Annotated in this window: 13 protein-coding genes and 1 tRNA gene; 9 read left to right on the forward strand and 5 right to left on the reverse strand. The window is 40.1% G+C overall.

The features are described from left to right. The first annotated feature begins 83 nt into the window (after positions 1-83). On the forward strand, positions 84-953 hold the full coding sequence (locus tag B9Y87_RS14760) for an AraC family transcriptional regulator (RefSeq protein ID WP_085499748.1): 870 nt from the start codon (positions 84-86) through the stop codon (positions 951-953). Positions 954-1,327: 374 nt separating this feature from the next. Then, positions 1,328-4,798, forward strand: a complete 3,471-nt coding sequence (locus B9Y87_RS14765) for a glycoside hydrolase family 38 N-terminal domain-containing protein (protein ID WP_085499749.1) — start codon at positions 1,328-1,330, stop codon at positions 4,796-4,798. Positions 4,799-5,079: 281 nt separating this feature from the next. Here the strand turns inward: B9Y87_RS14765 and B9Y87_RS14770 are convergent. From B9Y87_RS14770 to B9Y87_RS14790, 5 genes are all read right to left on the reverse strand, one after another. Further along, a tRNA-Asp gene (locus B9Y87_RS14770) sits at positions 5,080-5,153 on the reverse strand. Between the two features lie 74 nt (positions 5,154-5,227). After that, positions 5,228-6,157, reverse strand: coding sequence for a DUF58 domain-containing protein (locus tag B9Y87_RS14775; protein ID WP_085499750.1), 930 nt, complete (start codon positions 6,155-6,157; stop codon positions 5,228-5,230). A 195-nt stretch (positions 6,158-6,352) separates the two neighbouring features. After that, positions 6,353-6,670 carry a thioredoxin gene (gene trxA, locus B9Y87_RS14780; protein WP_031442126.1) on the reverse strand — a complete coding sequence of 106 codons (318 nt, stop codon included), beginning with the start codon at positions 6,668-6,670 and terminating at the stop codon, positions 6,353-6,355. A gap of 158 nt (positions 6,671-6,828) precedes the next feature. Continuing rightward, positions 6,829-11,265 (reverse strand): DNA polymerase III subunit alpha, encoded by a 4,437-nt coding sequence (gene dnaE, locus B9Y87_RS14785; protein ID WP_085499751.1) that lies wholly within the window; start codon positions 11,263-11,265, stop codon positions 6,829-6,831. 154 nt (positions 11,266-11,419) lie between these two features. Then, complete coding sequence (locus B9Y87_RS14790) at positions 11,420-11,887, reverse strand: ferritin-like domain-containing protein (protein ID WP_245808720.1); 468 nt, start codon at positions 11,885-11,887, stop codon at positions 11,420-11,422. Positions 11,888-12,158: 271 nt separating this feature from the next. On the opposite strand from B9Y87_RS14790, the gene B9Y87_RS14795 reads away from it, so the two are divergent. The 7 genes from B9Y87_RS14795 (at position 12,159) to B9Y87_RS14825 (ending at position 18,592) form a co-directional block, all read left to right on the forward strand. Beyond that, on the forward strand, positions 12,159-12,719 hold the full coding sequence (locus B9Y87_RS14795) for a 30S ribosomal protein S16 (protein WP_085499753.1): 561 nt from the start codon (positions 12,159-12,161) through the stop codon (positions 12,717-12,719). A gap of 13 nt (positions 12,720-12,732) precedes the next feature. Next, complete coding sequence (gene rimM / locus B9Y87_RS14800; RefSeq protein ID WP_072859771.1) at positions 12,733-13,260, forward strand: ribosome maturation factor RimM; 528 nt, start codon at positions 12,733-12,735, stop codon at positions 13,258-13,260. Positions 13,261-13,476: 216 nt separating this feature from the next. Beyond that, on the forward strand, positions 13,477-14,064 hold the full coding sequence (locus B9Y87_RS14805; RefSeq protein WP_085499754.1) for an SET domain-containing protein: 588 nt from the start codon (positions 13,477-13,479) through the stop codon (positions 14,062-14,064). Positions 14,065-14,202: 138 nt separating this feature from the next. Continuing rightward, on the forward strand, positions 14,203-15,630 hold the full coding sequence (locus B9Y87_RS14810; protein WP_085499755.1) for a sulfatase family protein: 1,428 nt from the start codon (positions 14,203-14,205) through the stop codon (positions 15,628-15,630). Positions 15,631-15,667: 37 nt separating this feature from the next. Further along, on the forward strand, positions 15,668-16,381 hold the full coding sequence (locus tag B9Y87_RS14815; protein ID WP_085499756.1) for a tRNA1(Val) (adenine(37)-N6)-methyltransferase: 714 nt from the start codon (positions 15,668-15,670) through the stop codon (positions 16,379-16,381). A gap of 73 nt (positions 16,382-16,454) precedes the next feature. After that, positions 16,455-17,633: an acyl-CoA dehydrogenase family protein gene (locus B9Y87_RS14820; RefSeq protein ID WP_085499757.1), complete on the forward strand. Its 1,179-nt coding sequence runs from the start codon at positions 16,455-16,457 to the stop codon at positions 17,631-17,633. A gap of 368 nt (positions 17,634-18,001) precedes the next feature. Continuing rightward, a complete protein-coding gene (locus B9Y87_RS14825; protein WP_085499758.1) occupies positions 18,002-18,592 on the forward strand; it encodes an RNA polymerase sigma factor in 591 nt (196 codons plus the stop codon). Positions 18,593-18,654: the final 62 nt, after the last annotated feature.

Genomic DNA, 18,654 nt, shown 5'->3' on the forward strand with positions numbered 1-18,654 from the left:
ACAACTCATGATATGATTTAATTCATTTTTAGCTAGTCAGATACAGTTAATTAAAACCTTACCTAATTTAAGTTGCTCATTAAATGAAAGCCTCGTTCTATAAAATAATATTTGACACAAAGGCCCCATTGCACTGTTCCTTTATCGATCTTCCAGCTTTTGATCATCCATGGCATTTTCACCCGGAGTTTGAGTTGACCTTAATTCTTAAAAGTGACGGAATCCGATATATAGGAGACCACACCTCAAGATTTAAAGAAGGAGATTTGGTCTTAGTAGGTCCCAATTTACCTCATTTGTGGCAGAACAATAAATCACATTTGGAAGATAGCAAAAGAGTGAGCCAAGCTATCGTGCTTCAGTTTCCGGAGGATTTTATAAAAAGGGTTTTTGCAGATACTTTAGAACTACAGACCCTAGTAGAGCTTTTTAAACAAGCGGAAAGAGGGATTTCATTTTCCAAAAAGACCAGCGCACAAATCTCACCATTGTTAATGGAAATTCATAAAAGGGATGGGCTTCGTAAATGGTCGGCCGTATTTAATCTTTTATCAGAACTGACAGAGGCAACTGATTACAATCTTTTGGCCAGTCCTGGCTACACTCCTCACCTAAGCAATAGAGATTTTGATTTAATGAATCAAATATTCGATTATATCAGAAATAACATTGAAAATAAAATTTCCCTTCAAGAAATGGCCGATATGGCCTGCCTAACCAAGCCTTCCTTTTGCCGACTTTTTAAACAGAAGACCGGGAAATCCTTTTTTGCATTTTTGAATGAGTATAGAATAAATAACGCAAAACGAATGTTGTTGGAAGATAAGCGGCGATCCATAGGCCACATTGCGCAGAAATCAGGATTTCCCAGCGTGCAGCACTTCAATTCCAAATTTAAAGAGTTTAATAACGGATTAACTCCTTCTCAATACATAAATGCCAAAGGGATTTAAAACTGCTTTAATCTCTTAAATTCTATATAAAGATAAAATCCAAAAAAAATAGGTCAACAAACGGTTGTTTACAATCCTACAACTTTTTCATGGACAATATAGTTAATATTCATTCAAAATTGGAAAACACAGCTTTAAAAACAAGCTCATTTATCTTCTAATTTTGTAATGTTTGCCGTATGAATATGGAAAGCTGAAAATCTTTCCTAAACATTAATTATATGCAAAATTAATAATAGTTACAAAGTATATTCCAGCATGCCATTAAAATCTGAACACCATATTATCTTTCTAAATGGGCATATTATAATGGACTGATCATGCAGAATATTTTTAGCACACTTAACTAGTAAAACCAAATAAAATTTATCCACATGACATTAAATCAATTATTAAAGGTCAAGATATGGCTGTTTATCATTTTTAATTGTACGGCTATATATGGCCAAAGGAGCCCTAAGGTTAATGAAACCTTCATATCTGGTTACCAAGAAAAAGTAACTGGCAACGAATTACAGTATCCATCCGGGATAGAAGGATTAACATCAACACTTATTTCTAGAGTGGATGCCGGAAATCAAAAAATGGAATGGTCAACGGCTCCCGTTTCACTAAAAAACAAAGACGGAGAAGTTACATTTGTACATTATGTTGGATATTATGCGAATAGGCCTGGGTCTGTTTTCAACTTTTATGTTGATGGTGAAAAACAAACAGAAATAGCTCTTCCGGGACTGGAAAAAACGAGTTGGACGTTAGCTCTTAAAAACGATCAAAAATTAAGTTTCGAAAAGGTTCATGAAGATAATAATCATGGTTATTTTGGTTACCTCTATTATACCGTACCCGCCAAAAACCTAAAACCAGGAACTTCACTAAAACTAGGGTTAACAGGGAACAACGAGGAGTCCCAAACTTATTTTATGGTCTTCAAAAGAGACCTTTCTGAATCTATTAAGGTAACGGCATTACCAGCCTTGATCAGATCCGCTGAGAATAAAAAATATCAAACCTTATTAACAGAAATCATTTCTTTTAGGGAACCTGTAAAAGCACAATTAAGTATAGATGGTAAACTGGATAGAATCATCGATTTAGAACCAGGAATACAAACCTTGAAGATTTCCTACCCTGAAGTATATAAAGAAAAAACTATTACCTTAAAACTGGATGCCGGCAAGGAGCCTATGATTACAAAAATAAGACTCAAACCTGTAAAGAAGTGGAAAGTCAATTTTGTACAACATTCCCATACCGATATTGGGTACACTAGGTCACAAACAGAGATTTTGGCAGAACATCCCCGGTACATAGATTATGCACTGGATTATTGCGATGCTACCGATGATTACCCTGAAGAATCAAAGTTTCGATGGACCTGTGAAGCCTCATGGGCAGTGGACGAATTCTTAAACAGTAGATCTCAGACCCAAATAGACCGATTAAAGCAGCGGATTAAAGAAGGAAGAATTGAGGTGACAGGTATGTATTTTAACTTTAACGAACTTCCTGACGAGCAGTCGTTGGCAGCTTCTTTGGCCCCAATAAAAAATATTTCCGATAAAGGAATAAAAATCACATCTGCTATGCAGAATGATGTTAATGGTATTGCATGGTGCATGAACGACTATTTTAATTCCTTGGATATAAAATATTTAACCATGGGAACCCATGGTCACAAGGCATTGATATCGTTTGATACGCCTTTGGCATTCTGGTGGGTTTCTCCTTCAGGCAATAAAATGTTGACATTCAGGGCAGAACATTATATGCAAGGAAATACCTTTGGTGTTCACACAGATAATTTTGAAGATTTCGAAAAAGGTCTGCTTAATTATTTAATTAAACTTGATGAAAGAGGCTATCCCTACGATATTACCGCAATACAGCATTCAGGTTTTATGACAGACAATTCTCCTCCTTCAATTAAATCCAGCGGCCTAATAAAAAAATGGAATGAGAAATATGAATGGCCAAAAATTAAAACAGCGATTGCAAGTGATTTTTTTGAAGAATTCGAAAACAAAAACGGGAAAGAGCTTATTGAAGTTAAAGCCCACTGGCCAGATTGGTGGACTGATGGATTTGCTTCGGGTGCTAGAGAAGTTGCAGCAACAAGAAATGCCCATGTAGATCTTATTGCAGGCCAAGGAGGTTTGGCCATGGCCAAGCTTTTAGGTTCAAAAATGCCCAAGGGTATAAAAGGACGCGTATTTGAAGCCAATAAGGCACTATTATTTTATGGAGAACATACTTTTGGGGCACAAGAAAGTGTTAGTCAACCTTATAGTAAGGCAACCATGGAACAACGCGAAATAAAAGAATCATATGCCTGGGAAGCCTCTAGACGAGCTAGCATGATAGGAGAAGAAGCTATAGGTCTGCTAAGCGAATATATGGGGAAAACCAAAAATCCTTCATTGGCAGTATTCAATACATTGAACTGGGAACGTGAAGGATTGGTAGAAATCTTTATAGATCATCAACAAGTGGTTCCGGGAAGTAAAATACGCCTGGTAGATGAGCAGGGGAAGAAATACCCCGTACAAGTACTAAAACCTTGGCATGGAGGAACGTATTGGGGCGCCTGGGTAGAGAATATACCAGCTTTTGGTTACAAAAAATTCGACATTGAAGTATATAAAGAACAACACTCCCATTCACATGGGGATGAAATGCATCGGCACGGTGAACAGGAAAAAAACTTGAACTATCAAGAAAAACAGGATCATATATTATTGGACAACCCTTGGTATTCAATTAAAATTGATAAACTTAAAGGTACCATATCGCAGATATATGACAAAGATCTTGCTAAAAATATTATTGATGAAAAATCTGAATATAGTCTAGGTGAATTTATTCTGGAAAAAATAGGGGGAAGAGCCCAATTGTTCACCAATAGAACTGCTAACGGTGAAAGTAACGGCCCCTTAACGGATTATACCCGACAACCTCTTGATAGCGTTTGGCTTTCCGAAATAAGGGAAGGTGAGATATGGAACACAATAAAATTTAGAGGAAAGACAGAGACGGCCTACGATCATTCTGACGCCTTTTCACTAGAATTAAAAGTTTATAATACCACAAAACGAATAGACTTTGATTTTGAACTTAAGAAAAAGCCTATTACCAATCCAGAAAGCTTTTATATTTCCTTCCCATTTGAATTAGAAAAAGGAAAAATACATTTTGAAATATCTGGAGGTCCAATGGAAGCTGGAGTTGACCAAGTACCTGGATCCGCCAATGACTGGAATACAGTCCAAAATTTTGTGCAAATTAAAAATGATAAGGAACAAATTGTATTGGTATCCCCTGAAGCCCCAATCATGCAATTCGGAGCTATCAATACAGGCCGATTTGAATATAAAGGCGTACCTCAAAGTAATAACTTGTATAGTTGGCCAATGAACAATTATTGGACAACAAACTTTAATGCAGACCAAAGAGGCATGTATACTTGGACATATCAATTAACCAGTATGGACAAAAACAGTGATAAGGAGGCTACCAAATTTGGCTGGGGTAGCAGAGTGCCTTTTTTAGCTAGAGTAATCCCTGCAAGTGTTTTAGAAAAGAAAGCGACAAATACCTTATCAATCCTATCAAATATTCCAGATAATATTCTTATCGTTAATGCGACACCGTTAGAAGATGAAAATGGAATAATACTTCATTTAAGAGAAGTAAGCGGTAAAGAAAGCTCCTTTATTCCAGAAATCTTTTCTGGAAAAACCATCAAATATTTTGAAACAAATGTAATTGGAGACGAAATTAAAGAAACCTCAAAATTAAACATGAAAGCTCTGGAAAGTAAATTCTTCAAACTTAGTTGGGAATAATACTCGTATACCATGAATCTTTTGCAAAATTGATTAAAACGACTACATTCAAAATAAGAATCTTAGATAGAAGTTCATTTAATAGCATAGGAGTAACCTAATATGTTAGTTTAAGGCGGACAATTTTGTTCCGCCTTAAACTTTTAAACAAGGAAAACCCGATTTTGGACTTGATCCTCCATTATTTTCCTTAGTTTTTTTGATTCTTGATTGTTGTACCTATGTTGTACCCATCAAAAACAAAAAAGCCTTCAATCTCTTGAAGGCCTTTGTTTACTAAGCGGTCCGGACGGGACTCGAACCCGCGACCCCCTGCGTGACAGGCAGGTATTCTAACCAACTGAACTACCGAACCGTGGCGTTTAGCGAGTGCAAATATACACCCCTTATTTAATTGCACAAACAATTTTTTAAAAATAATGCATGTTTCTACATAAATTTTTGTCGCTCCACCATAAAGGTGTTCATTATCAGGGAGAAACTATCCTTTACATCCACCTCCACATATTTAATTTTATATTGGGCACATTTTAGTCGTAATTCTGTAAAATAAGACTCCACCTCCTTTTCATAGACTTCTTTTACAGAATCGGCATAAAGATCTATATACGTCCCTGTTTCCACATCCAGAAAACGCTTGGGGGTATTTTCAAAATCGAAGGAGTATTCCGTTTCCTTATCCATGATATGAAAAAGGATAACCTCATGTTTATTGTATTTTAAATGCCGTAGGGCCTCGAACAACTGGGCGTCATCCCCGGAAGATTGAAACATGTCCGTAAAAAGTACAATTAAACTTCTTCTTTTTATTTTTTCGGCAATCAGGTGCAAATAAGTATAGGTCTCGGTCTGCTTGGCAGGTTTTGTTTCCTGACTAATCTCACTTAATTTGGCCAATAACATTTGGTGATGCCTTTCACTACTCTTTTCGGAAGAATAGAAATTATATTGATCGCTATACACACTTAAACCAACCGCATCCCGCTGTCTTTTAAGTATATTCATCAACGAGGCAATCGCTAAAACCCCGAAACCAATTTTATTGAGATTGTCAAGGCTTAGGGTACCCACCTCCGGATAATACATGGAGGCCGAATTGTCCAAGATCATATGACAGCGTAAATTGGTCTCCTCCTCGTAACGCTTGGTATATAACTTATCCGTCTTTGCAAACAGCTTCCAATCTATATGCTTGGTGCTTTCCCCATTATTATAGATTTTATGCTCGGCAAATTCTGCGGAAAATCCATGAAAGGGACTTTTATGAATACCACTGATAAATCCTTCCACCACCTGACCTGCCAATAATTCCAGATTCTGGAACAAACTTGCCTTATGTAGTTCGGATTGTAGGTTCATTTAGCTAAGATAATGAAGATATTGACTTATAGGAAAATAGATACTCCCAAAAATTGGGAGCTCAGATTAAATAAGCTGTATTCAACTCCTGTTTTCAGGAGCTTCCACCTTTTTTTTGGAAATTGGGCATAAAAAAATCCCGCTGTTAGCAGGATTTTTTTATTATTTATATTCCCCTTAGGGAATTAGTGCAGGCTATAGTAATGCATCAATAGCATCGGTATATACCTTTTTAGGGGAAACACCAACCTGTCTGTTAACGATTTCACCGTTTTTAAACACCAATACCGTAGGAATATTTCTTACGCCATATTTCGCGGCAAATTCTTGGTTGGCGTCCACATCCACCTTACCAACAACGGCTTTACCATCATACTCGGTACTAACCTCATCGATAATAGGACCTACCATTCTACAAGGACCACACCATGCTGCCCAAAAATCCACTACTACTGGTTTATCACTTTTTAAAACTACCTCATCAAAAGTAGCATCTGTTATTTCTAATGCCATGTTTCGTTATTTTTAAATATTATACAAATTTAGACAATTATTTTGCCTTTTCCTTACTAAGATTATATTCGTTTTGACTATGGTTAAATTGATAAAACCTATTCTTTTAAGACATGGGCTTTTGTGGGACATCCAACCATTTAAGCCACTGTAAAACATTAGTTCAATTTGTAATGTACGTCTTTTTCATTAAGCTGTAGGAGTAATTCACTCGATATTTGAATTTTTTGTTTTCTAGAGGTCATGTTTACTTTTATCTGCTCCTCCATCTCGTACACCACAAAATTTAAGGGATGATCTCCCTTATGGGAAACCAAAGTATCCTTTAGGTCCAAAATACTTTCTTCCTTTAATTGGGAGATATCCAACTTAATGGTGAGTTTTTTGGCAAAGGTTTCCATAACGTCCTGCAGCATCATGATCATATTAAACTGCATTCTTGGCTCTCCCTTCTTTCCGGTATCCCGGTTCATCCAGCCTTCCCTGACGAACACTTTTACATATGCGAACGAGTTGATCATCAAGAAATGACGATACTTTAAATACTCTTCCCCGAACATTCTAAATTCAAAGGTATCCGTATAATCCTCCATGGTGAACATAGCCCATCCCTTACCATTTTTGGAAACCCTATGCTGTACATCCGTAATGACCCCCGCAAAGGAAACCTCCCTATTTACTAAGGCTTCCAAATCATTTAGAGCGGAAAGACTTGCATTGCAAAAAGCCTTGATCTCGGCATTAAAGTCATCCAATGGGTGACCGGAAATATAGATTCCCACTACTTCCTTTTCCCTTCTTAATTTACCCATAGTACCCCATTCCTCGCAGGGTGGCACCACAGGTTCCGGAATCTGAACGTCACTTGCCTCACCAAACAAACTTACTTGAGAAGAATTTTCATTCTCCTGAAATTTGGCCCCGTACTTCATGGCTTTTTCCAAGAAGGTAATTCCATCCCCCTCATCATAAAAATACTGAGCCCTATGGGTATCACCAAAGGAATCGAAGCCCCCGGCCAAAGCCAGGTTCTCAAAAGCCTTTTTATTCGCCGCCCTGAGATCTATGCGTTTGGCCAGATCAAAAACAGATCTAAACGGCCCGTCTTTCTTTCTATTCTCTACGATGGTCTCCACAGCTCCACGGCCAACCCCTTTTATGGCGCCCATACCAAAGCGCACTGCACCAGCGTCGTTCACTGCAAATTTATAGTATGATTCGTTTACATCCGGTCCCAAAACCTGTAATCCCATACGTTTACACTCTTCCATAAAGAAGGTTACCTGCTTTATGTCGTTCATGTTATTGGACAGTACAGCAGCCATATATTCTGCCGGATAATGTGCTTTGCAATATGCGGTCTGGTAGGCAATCCAGGCGTAACAGGTGGAGTGCGATTTATTAAATGCATAAGCCGCGAATGCCTCCCAATCCTTCCAAATTTTTTCCAACTTATCAACAGGGTGGCCTTTTTCCGAAGCCTGCTTTATAAATTGCGGCTTCATTTTATCCAGGACATACTTCTGCTTTTTCCCCATCGCCTTACGCAGAACATCCGCCTCACCTTTGGTGAAATCGGCCAGCTTCTGCGAAAGCAACATCACCTGCTCCTGGTACACCGTAATCCCATAAGTTTCCGCCAAATACTCCTCACAGGCATCCAGGTCATATATAATTTCCTCGGTACCATGCTTACGGGCAATGAAACTGGGAATGTATTCCATGGGACCGGGACGGTATAAAGCGTTCATGGCTATAAGATCCGCAAAAACGGTAGGTTTTAACGCACGCATGTGTTTTTGCATCCCGGGGGATTCATATTGGAACACCCCAACGGTTTCCCCGCGTTGGAAAAGCTCGTATGTTTTTTCGTCGTCCAAGGGAAAATTCTCCGGATCCAATTCAATGCCGTGTTTGGCCTTTACTATTTTTACGGTATCCTTGATCAGGGTCAAAGTTTTTAACCCCAAGAAATCCATTTTTAGCAAGCCAGCACTTTCCACCACCGAATTGTCGAACTGGGTACAATACATATCGGAATCCTTCGCCAAGGCTACCGGGACGAACTTGGTGATGTCATCGGGCGTAATAATTACCCCACAGGCATGTATACCGGTGTTACGCACGGAGCCTTCCAAAATATAAGCCTGGTTAAGGGTTTCGGACTCCAGTCCTTCGCCCTCGGAAATAGCCAGCAACTCATTGATCTTGATCAGTTCCTCGCTATTGAATTTTTCCCTTAGTGTTTTTTCATCGACCCCAATAATCTTTTTCAACTTGGACATGTTGGGAATCAACTTGGCCATACGGTCCGCATCCCCCAGCGGCAGATCCAAGGCCCGTGCCGTATCCCTAATAGATGACTTTGCCGCCATGGTACCATAGGTGATGATCTGGGCCACCTGATTGGCTCCATATTTATCAATTACATAGTCCATTACCCTTCCACGGCCTTCGTCATCAAAATCAATATCAATATCGGGCATGGACACACGATCTGGATTAAGGAATCTCTCAAAAAGTAAATCGTACTTTATAGGATCCAAATTGGTAATCCATAAACAATAGGCAACTGCGGAACCCGCTGCGGAACCCCGACCAGGACCAACGGACACATCCATACTACGGGCGGCCCTGATAAAATCCTCCACAATAAGGAAATACCCCGGATATCCGGTCTTCTCAATTACCTTAAGTTCAAAATCGAGTCGCTCATCAATTTCTGGGGTAATTTCACCATATCTCTTTTTAGCCCCTTCATAGGTGATATGTCGCAAATATTTATTCTCCCCGCGTTTTCCACCATCCAATTTATCCTCTTCGAACCTAAATTCTTCCGGAATATCAAAAGCAGGCAATAAGACATCGCGGGCCAGGGTAAATGTTTCTACCTTATCTATTACTTCCTGAATGTTGGTAATGGCTTCAGGAATATCCTTGAACAGGTCCTTCATTTCATCAGAGGACTTAAAGTAATATTCCTTATTGGGCAAGCCATATCGGTATCCACGACCACGACCTATAGGAGTGGCCTGCTTTTCGCCATCTTTTACGCAAAGCAAAATATCATGCGCATGTGCATTCTCCTTTTCCAGATAATAGGTATTGTTGGTGGCCACCAATTTTACATTATGCTTTTGGGCAAATTGGATCAATACCTGGTTTACACGGTCTTCATCCTCCTGACCGTGACGCATAATTTCAATATACAGGTCCTCCCCAAAAGTCTCTTTCCACCACAGCAAGGCTTCCTCTGCCTGGTTCTCCCCAACATTTAAAACCTTACTGGGCACTTCACCATAAAGATTCCCGGTAAGTACAATGATATCCTCTTTATATTGTTCTATTACCTTCTTATCTATACGCGGAACATAGTACTTCCCATCCACGAAGGCAATGGACGACATTTTTGCCAAATTTAAATACCCATTTTTGTTCTTGGCAAGCATCACTATCTGATACCCGTTATCTTTCTGGGATTTATTGGTATGATCTTCACAAACTTGAAATTCACAACCTATAATAGGCGTAATCTCCACCTCTGGTTCCGGAAGTTCCTCCAAGGGTTCTTGCCCTTCTTCCAAGGTTCCATTTTTAGTGGCCTCATAGCGCTTTAAATTTTCTTCGTTCCTGGCAACAACCCCCTTGTTATGGTTAATGACCCCATTGACAAAATGAAATGCCCCCATCATATTAGCGTGATCGGTCATCGCCACCGCGGGCATTTTAGCTTTTGCCGTGGCCGAGATCAAAGCGGGAATGCTGATGGTAGACTGTAGAATGGAAAACTGGGTATGGTTATGGAGATGGGCAAAGTTGGCCGTTTCCAAAGTGGCCAAGTTTTCCTTTATTTCTTCCTTGGAAATTCCACCTGTATCCTTCTCCCACAAGGCATCGGCTATTTTCTTTGATGCCTTTTTTAGGTTGATATGCTTTAAACCTATTAATTGTATTTCTTGTGGATTGGCCTCGGAGAAATTCTTAAAATAATCTGGCTTAACATCCAACTGTTCTGCCGAAAATTCATTTCTACGGACCAATTCCAAGAAGCAACGGGTAGTTGCCTCCACATCGGCAGTGGCATTGTGCGCTTCTCCAAACGGCTCACCAAACAAGTATTGATGTAGTTCCGTTAAGGTCGGCAACTTAAACTTACCACCACGTCCACCAGGAATCTGGCACAGTTGTGCCGTATGCTCGGTACAGGTATCCAATACCGGCAATTCCTGAAGCGAATTTTCAACTTGGTACCGATGGAATTCAGCTCCCATGATATTAATGTCGAATCCCACATTCTGACCTACTACAAATTTTGTTTTGGAAAGTGCTGCATTGAATTTTTCCAATACCTCCCCGATCGGAACCCCTTTTTGCTGGGCCAGCTCCGTGGATATCCCATGAATCTGTTCTGCATCATAGGGAATATTAAATCCGTCCGGCTGCACCAAATAATCCTGGCTCTCCACTAATTTACCCATTTCATCATGTAACTGCCAGGCAATCTGAATACATCGGGGCCAATTGTCGGTATCCGTATAAGGGGCATCCCAACGTTTGGGTAATCCTGTGGTTTCCGTATCAAAAATAAGGTACATAGTGTGGGTTTATGTGATGGGATTGGAAGTGGTAAAAATAAGGAAATAGCGCATAAAGGGAAAGTGCATTTATCAGGAGTTATCAACGTTACCAAAAGCCGGGAACCAGATGTTTCCATCTGGCTCCTCTATATTAATCCAAAACTCCGGGACCCTACGCTATTCGCTCATGGATATTGGCCACGGTCAATGATGACTTTATGGCGTCCCTATGCCTTTTCAACATACTTTCAGTGGATGGCGGAAGTACAACATCCCTATCATTCAAGATCTCATTGTATTCCTCTAGACTTGCCTTTTCCCCACGTTCTACTTCTTCCAACAGCTGTTCCTTTTCATTGGAGGCCACGGCCGATTTAAGATTCATCCATGCTCTGTGCATATCTCCTTTTAAGCTTCCGACCTTTTCGGGCAATTCCCCATATTGCAATATTTCACTTTTAAGCTCTTGGGCAAATTCTCCACGTTGTGAGGCCCTATCCTTTAAGAAGGTATTGATCGTTGGATTATCAATTTTATCCATTGCCAGTTTAAATCCTTTTTCGGCATCATAATTTCTTACCAATAGGTTGTTTAATCCGTTTGAAATTTTTTCTGAATACTTCATGTTATCTCTCTTCATTTTTAATTAGTTATCTTGGGTAGCGACTTTCGCCAACCCTAGTAATAAACTATGATAATTGTACTTAACTCCAAATCCGTAGCCGACTTTAGCCCAAGTTTAACAGCTTTTCTTAAGAAATGTTAAGCCATTTGCACACATTAATTTAATTTTTGCCCAAATATTTGATTACCACATAAAAAGAAATATTATATTTGCACCCGCTTAGGAAGAACCTAGCGAAAAAAAGAATTAATAACCAAGGGTCGGGCACCCTACAAATTAATGTGATATGCCAGTTAGAATTAGATTACAAAGACACGGAAAAAAAGGAAAACCTTTTTATTGGGTAGTAGCTGCGGATTCCCGCGCTAAAAGAGACGGTAAATACTTGGAGAAATTAGGTATTTACAATCCAAACACCAACCCTGCAACCATAGAATTGGATGTTGACAGTTCTGTAAAATGGTTAGAGAACGGTGCACAGCCTTCCGAAACTGCAAAAAGAATTTTATCTTATAAAGGAGCACTTTTAAAGCACCATTTATTGGGCGGTGTTCGTAAAGGTGCCTTGACCGAAGAGCAAGTTGAAGAAAAATTCAATGCTTGGTTGGAAGAAAAAGCGAGTATCGTTGGCTCCAAAGTAGATAGTTTGGCAAAGGCAGAAGCCGATGCTAAAGCCAAGGCCTTGAAAGCCGAGAAAGAGGTAAACGAGAAACGTATGGCCGCTGCTGCAGAAGCAGAAGCTCCAGCTGCTGAAGAAGAAGTTGCCGAAGAAGCTGCTCCAGAAGCAGTGTCCGAGGATACTGTCGCTCCTGCAGAAGCTCCTGAAGAGACCAAAGAAACAGAATAGCTAATAGAAAACGATGACAAAGGAAGAGTGTTTCTACCTCGGTAAAATCGTTTCCAAACATAGCTTTAAGGGGGAGGTACTCATTAAATTGGATACCGACGAACCCGAATTGTACGAAAAATTGGAATCAGTATTCGTTTCCCTTGGAAACAATCTGGTTCCTTTTTTTATTGAAAAAAGTCAACTTCACAAATCCAGCCTTTTGCGAGTGCGGTTTGAGGAGGTTGCCGATGAATCGGACGCCGACAAGGTAATGGGCTCCGAAATATATCTCCCGCTTAAATTTTTGCCTAAACTAAAAGGCAATAAGTTCTATTACCATGAGGTAATTGGCTTTGCCATGGAAGACAAGGTCCATGGAAATATAGGATTTATCCAAAGCGTTAACGACACCACTTCCCAAGCGTTATTTGAGGTTGAAAAGGGCGATAAACAATTACTTATTCCGGTTAGGGATGAAATAATCGTTAAGGTAGACCGTGAAAACAAGACTATTTTTGTTGACACACCGGAAGGATTGGTAGATCTTTACTTGTCTTAAACACCCCCCATATTAATTTACCCCCAGTTCTAAAACGAGCGATAATTTTACCTATCTTTCTTTATTGCATTTCTTATTGATTGGTTCAAACACAAAAAAACTTTACCCATTGGATTTACATGGGCAAATTGTATGTTAAAGGAACCAGACCAAGGCAGTGCAATACTTACACGGCAATAACTATTCAGTATTCACCAGATTATTTTATGCGTTAAAATGATTCATCCCAAAACAGAATTGCAATTCATCAACAAGGAGATTGGCTATGGCGTAGTAGCCACAGAATTTATTCCTGCCGGAACCATCACCTGGGTATTTGATAAGTTGGACCGCGAATTTAGCCCGGCCGAATTGGAAACCCTGGAACCTATTTATCAGTCCATATTGGACACCTACACCTTCAGGGACAATAAGGGAAGATACGTGCTTTGCTGGGACAATGCCAGATACGTAAACCACAGTTTTAACTCCAACTGCCTTACTACGGCCTATGACTTTGAGGTGGCCATACGGGACATCCATGTAGGGGAACAACTAACGGACGACTATGGATATCTAAACATTCCACAACCGTTCAGGGGAATTGACGAAGGTACAAGACGAAAGATTGTATATCCAGATGACCTTTTAAAATATTACAAAGTATGGGACAAAAAACTGCAACTCGTATTTCCAAAAATCCCAATGCTGGACCAGCCCTTAAAACCCTTGATTCCTGCTAACCTATGGAATTTGATAAGTTCTATTTCAGCAGGTGAAAAATTAATGGACTCCATTAAAAACAACTACTACAACGGGGTTTAGTGTTTATTACGACCCTCCCTAGCCTGCACCGTTAAATGTTTGTTTTCGGCACTTTCAGCTATTAGGGCATAACGTTTCAAAATATTATTTTAGCTTTATCAAAATCTGTACTACAGACATTCATTTAAAATTAAAATAATGCTCAAGAACCTACACTTACTTATACTTTCTTTGGTTTTACTTTCCTGTGCGGAAAAGAAAAAAGAATCTAAAGTGGACATTCCACCCAATGTAATCTTAATTTTCACCGACGATCAAGGATATCAGGATGTAGGTACTTTTGGTTCTCCCAATATTGAAACCCCCCATTTGGACCAAATGGCAAATGAAGGTGTAAAACTCACCAGTTTTTACTCCGCACAACCCATTTGTTCCGCTTCAAGGGCAGGTATACTCACCGGCTGCTACCCCAATCGTATTGGCATACACAACGCCTTGGGACCAGGTAGCCCCACAGGAATAAATGCATCGGAAATGACCATAGCGGAAATGCTAAAAAACATTGGTTACAAGACCGCCATCTTTGGAAAATGGCATTTGGGGGATAGCCCAAATTTTTTGCCTACGAAACATGGTTTTGATGAATTCTTTGGCATCCCCTACTCCAACGATATGTGGCCCTACCATCCGCAGCAAGGAACTGTTTTCAATTTTGGACCCCTGCCGCTTTATGAAAATGAGACCGTTCTGGATACCCTTACGGAGCAATCCCAACTTACCACCCAAATCACGGAAAGGAGCGTGGATTTTATCAATAGAAACAAAAACAATCCTTTCTTTCTATATGTGCCCCATCCGCAGCCGCATGTACCGCTTTTTGTATCGGATAAATTTAAAGGAAAATCAGAAAGAGGATTATACGGCGATGTCATTATGGAAATCGACTGGTCCGTGGGCGAAATATTGGCTGCGCTGAAAAAGAACGGCATTGAGGACAATACCGTAGTTATCTTTACTTCGGACAATGGACCATGGCTTGCCTATGGCAACCACGCGGGCAGTGCACTGCCCTTTAGGGAAGGTAAGGGGACTGCTTGGGAGGGTGCACAGCGCGAGCCTTTTATTATGAGGTACCCCAACAAGATTACCCCAGGAAAAACTATAGATATCCCTGTCATGGCCATTGATATTTTACCGACCATCGCAGAAATTACAGGAGCCCGTTTGCCCAATTTAACCATCGACGGGAAAAGCGCCTTATCCGTACTTACCGGGGAAAGCCAAAAGAGTCCCCAGGAAGCATATTTCTTTTACTATAGGATAAACGAACTCATGGGAGTCCGTTACGGAAAATGGAAAATGTACTTTCCGCATACTTACAGGACCATGGACGGACAAGAACCTGGCAAGGATGGGCTTCCAGGGGAATACCGAATGGTCGAAATGGAAGAAATAGAACTTTACGATGTTACAACGGATATAAGCGAGACCAACAACGTGGCCGAAGAATATCCGGAAGTGGTAGACCAAATAAAGGTTTTGGCCAATGAGATGCGCCATGAATTAGGGGATTCCCTATTGGACTTGGAAGGCACTAAAAACAGGGAGGCTGGAAAAGCCGAGTAAGCAAGGTCTGCCCCAATAAGCAAAAGCTGGATTTATCATGAGCAAACCCTTCCTATTTAAACAATTCCAAGTACATCAGGATCGGTGTGCCATGAAAATTGGTACCGATGGCGTTTTATTGGGAGCCTGGACCTCTCTAGAGCACAAGCCCATGTCCATTCTGGATATCGGGGCGGGAACGGGTGTTGTTGCTTTGATGCTGGCACAAAGAAGCCATGCTGAAACCATAGACACCATAGAGATCGATGAGGATGCCTATGAGCAATGTGTAGAGAATTTTGAAGCCTCCTACTGGGCCGATCGATTATTCTGTTACCACGCGTCGCTGGACGAATTTGTGAATGAAATGGACGACAAATACGAACTCATTGTATCCAATCCTCCATTTTATTCCGAAATAATGGCCAGTGGAAATGAATCCAGGGATATGGCAAGACAAAACCAATCCTTGCCCTTTGGAGACCTTTTGAGCAGTGTTGTACAGCTATTGGCAGAAAATGGAACCTTTTCCACCATCATCCCTTTTAAAAAAGAGGAGGGATTTTTGAAATTGGCAGCCGCAATCAACCTGCACCCCAAGCGGCTTATGCGCATTAAAGGGAATCCTAAATCCGAGATTAAGCGAAGCTTGTTGGAATTGCAAACTGGAAAGACTTCTGTTGAAATTGAAAATCTAACCATAGAATCGGCCCGACACCAATACACTAAGGAATACATTGATCTGACAAAAGATTTTTATTTAAAAATGTAACAATCATACTTTCTTGTGTTATATTTTTAAACAAATCCTTAATTTGTTTATTTTTGATTCTAAAATTTATTCTATGCGACCCGATTTGTTTGAAGCTCCTGATTATTACAATTTAGACGACCTTTTATCCGAAGAACATAAATTGGTGCGCGATGCTGCCAGACAATGGGTAAAAAGGGATATTTCCCCTATCATAGAAGAGTATGCCCAAAAGGCGGAGTTCCCAAAACAGATCATCAAAGGCCTATCCGAAATTGGCGCCTTCGGACCCTATATCCCGGAGGAATATGGAGGGGCTGGTCTGGACCAGATAAGTTATGGATTAATAATGCAGGAAATAGAACGGGGCGATAGCGGGGTACGCTCCACCGCCTCGGTACAATCGTCTTTGGTAATGTATCCCATTTATGCCTATGGCAGTGAGGAACAACGCAAGAAATACTTGCCTAAATTGGCCTCCGGCGAATTTATGGGCTGTTTTGGACTTACTGAACCCAATCATGGTTCCAACCCCAGTGGTATGGAAACAAGATTTAAGGATAAAGGCGATCATTTTCTACTAAACGGGGCCAAACTTTGGATTTCCAATTCCCCTTTTGCCGATATAGCCGTGGTATGGGCCAAGAACGAAGAAGGGCGCATCCATGGACTAATAGTAGAGCGGGGCATGGAAGGCTTTTCCACACCAGAAACCCATAATAAATGGTCTTTACGAGCCTCGGCGACGGGCGAATTAATCTTTGACAATGTAAAAGTTCCCAAAGACAATCTTTTGCCCGGTAAAAACGGGCTTGGCGCACCTTTGGGCTGCTTGGATTCCGCACGCTACGGAATTGCCTGGGGCGCCATAGGCGCCGCAATGGATTGTTATGATACCGCCTTGAGATATGCCAAGGAACGCATCCAATTTGGAAAACCTATCGCCGCCACCCAGTTGCAGCAAAAAAAATTGGCAGAGATGATTACAGAAATCACCAAAGCACAGTTATTGGCCTTCCGATTGGGACAATTGAAAAACGAAGGAAAGGCCACTACGGCACAAATTTCCATGGCCAAGCGCAATAACGTGGAAATGGCGATCAAAATAGCCCGGGAGGCCAGACAGGTCTTAGGTGGAATGGGCATCACCGGCGAATACAGTATTATGCGCCATATGATGAATCTTGAAAGTGTCATTACCTATGAAGGCACGCATGACATCCACCTACTGATTACAGGTGCCGATATTACCGGACTACCAGCTTTTCAATAAACTGCCTTAATATCCCAGACTGAAAAAGCACCAAAGCCAACACTAGAATTTCTTAATGTGTTCTTTTGTGTCATGCTTAAATCTACATATATTCAGAGCGCAACCGCCTTTAAATAATATTTCTGATCAACCCATTTGGTGGTAATATATCCAACCTTAGCGTATCCAATAAATTTTGAAAATGTAGAATTAGAAAAATCTACAGTGTTTGGAATATATTTTTTTTAGATTCAAAATTTTAAGTATATTAACATACTATATAAATAATATTTACCTACATATATTGATTTATTAACAATGAAGCAACTTTGAATACTTACCTTTTTAGTTCCTTGCACGAATTATAGAACCTGGACAATCACCTCCTAATGACCAATGCAGATCGCAATACCTTAGTTTTAGTTGGACAACTCATAGCAGGAGAAGAGAAAGCATTTGAACAGGTGATGGAAACCTACTACAAAAAACTTTTGATCTACGCCTATAGCTTTACCAATGATTACCCCCAGGCCCAGGATATAGTTCAAAACGTATTTTTACGATTATGGGAACGCAGACAAAATATTAATATCAGGGAATCCTTTCAAGGGCTTTTGTACAAATCGGTTTACAATGAATATATTGATGATTACAGAAGAAAAAAATCTTCTATAATTATCAATGAAGCCTATAAGCTCGCTTTGAATTATGCCGTGGAGGATACCAACTACCAATTAGTGGAAGATAAGATCGCTTTAATAAAAAAGGAAGTGGAACATTTACCCCCTAGATGCAAACAAATTTTTTTATTGAGCAAACAAGATGGCCTGACCAACTCCGAAATAGCAACATATTTAGATATATCCATTAAAACCGTGGAATACCAAATTGCCCAAGCCTATAGTGTAATTAGAACAAAAACTGAGGTGAAAATAAAGAAATTAGCCATGATTCTCTTTTCTTATATTAAATTGAAGTAACCCATAAGCAATTCTTCTTTTATTGTTGGCTAAAGGGAAAAATAGCTACCGAACCTAAGGAT

It is taken from the genome of Arenibacter troitsensis, from assembly GCF_900177645.1.
GTDB classification, from domain to species: domain Bacteria; phylum Bacteroidota; class Bacteroidia; order Flavobacteriales; family Flavobacteriaceae; genus Arenibacter; species Arenibacter troitsensis.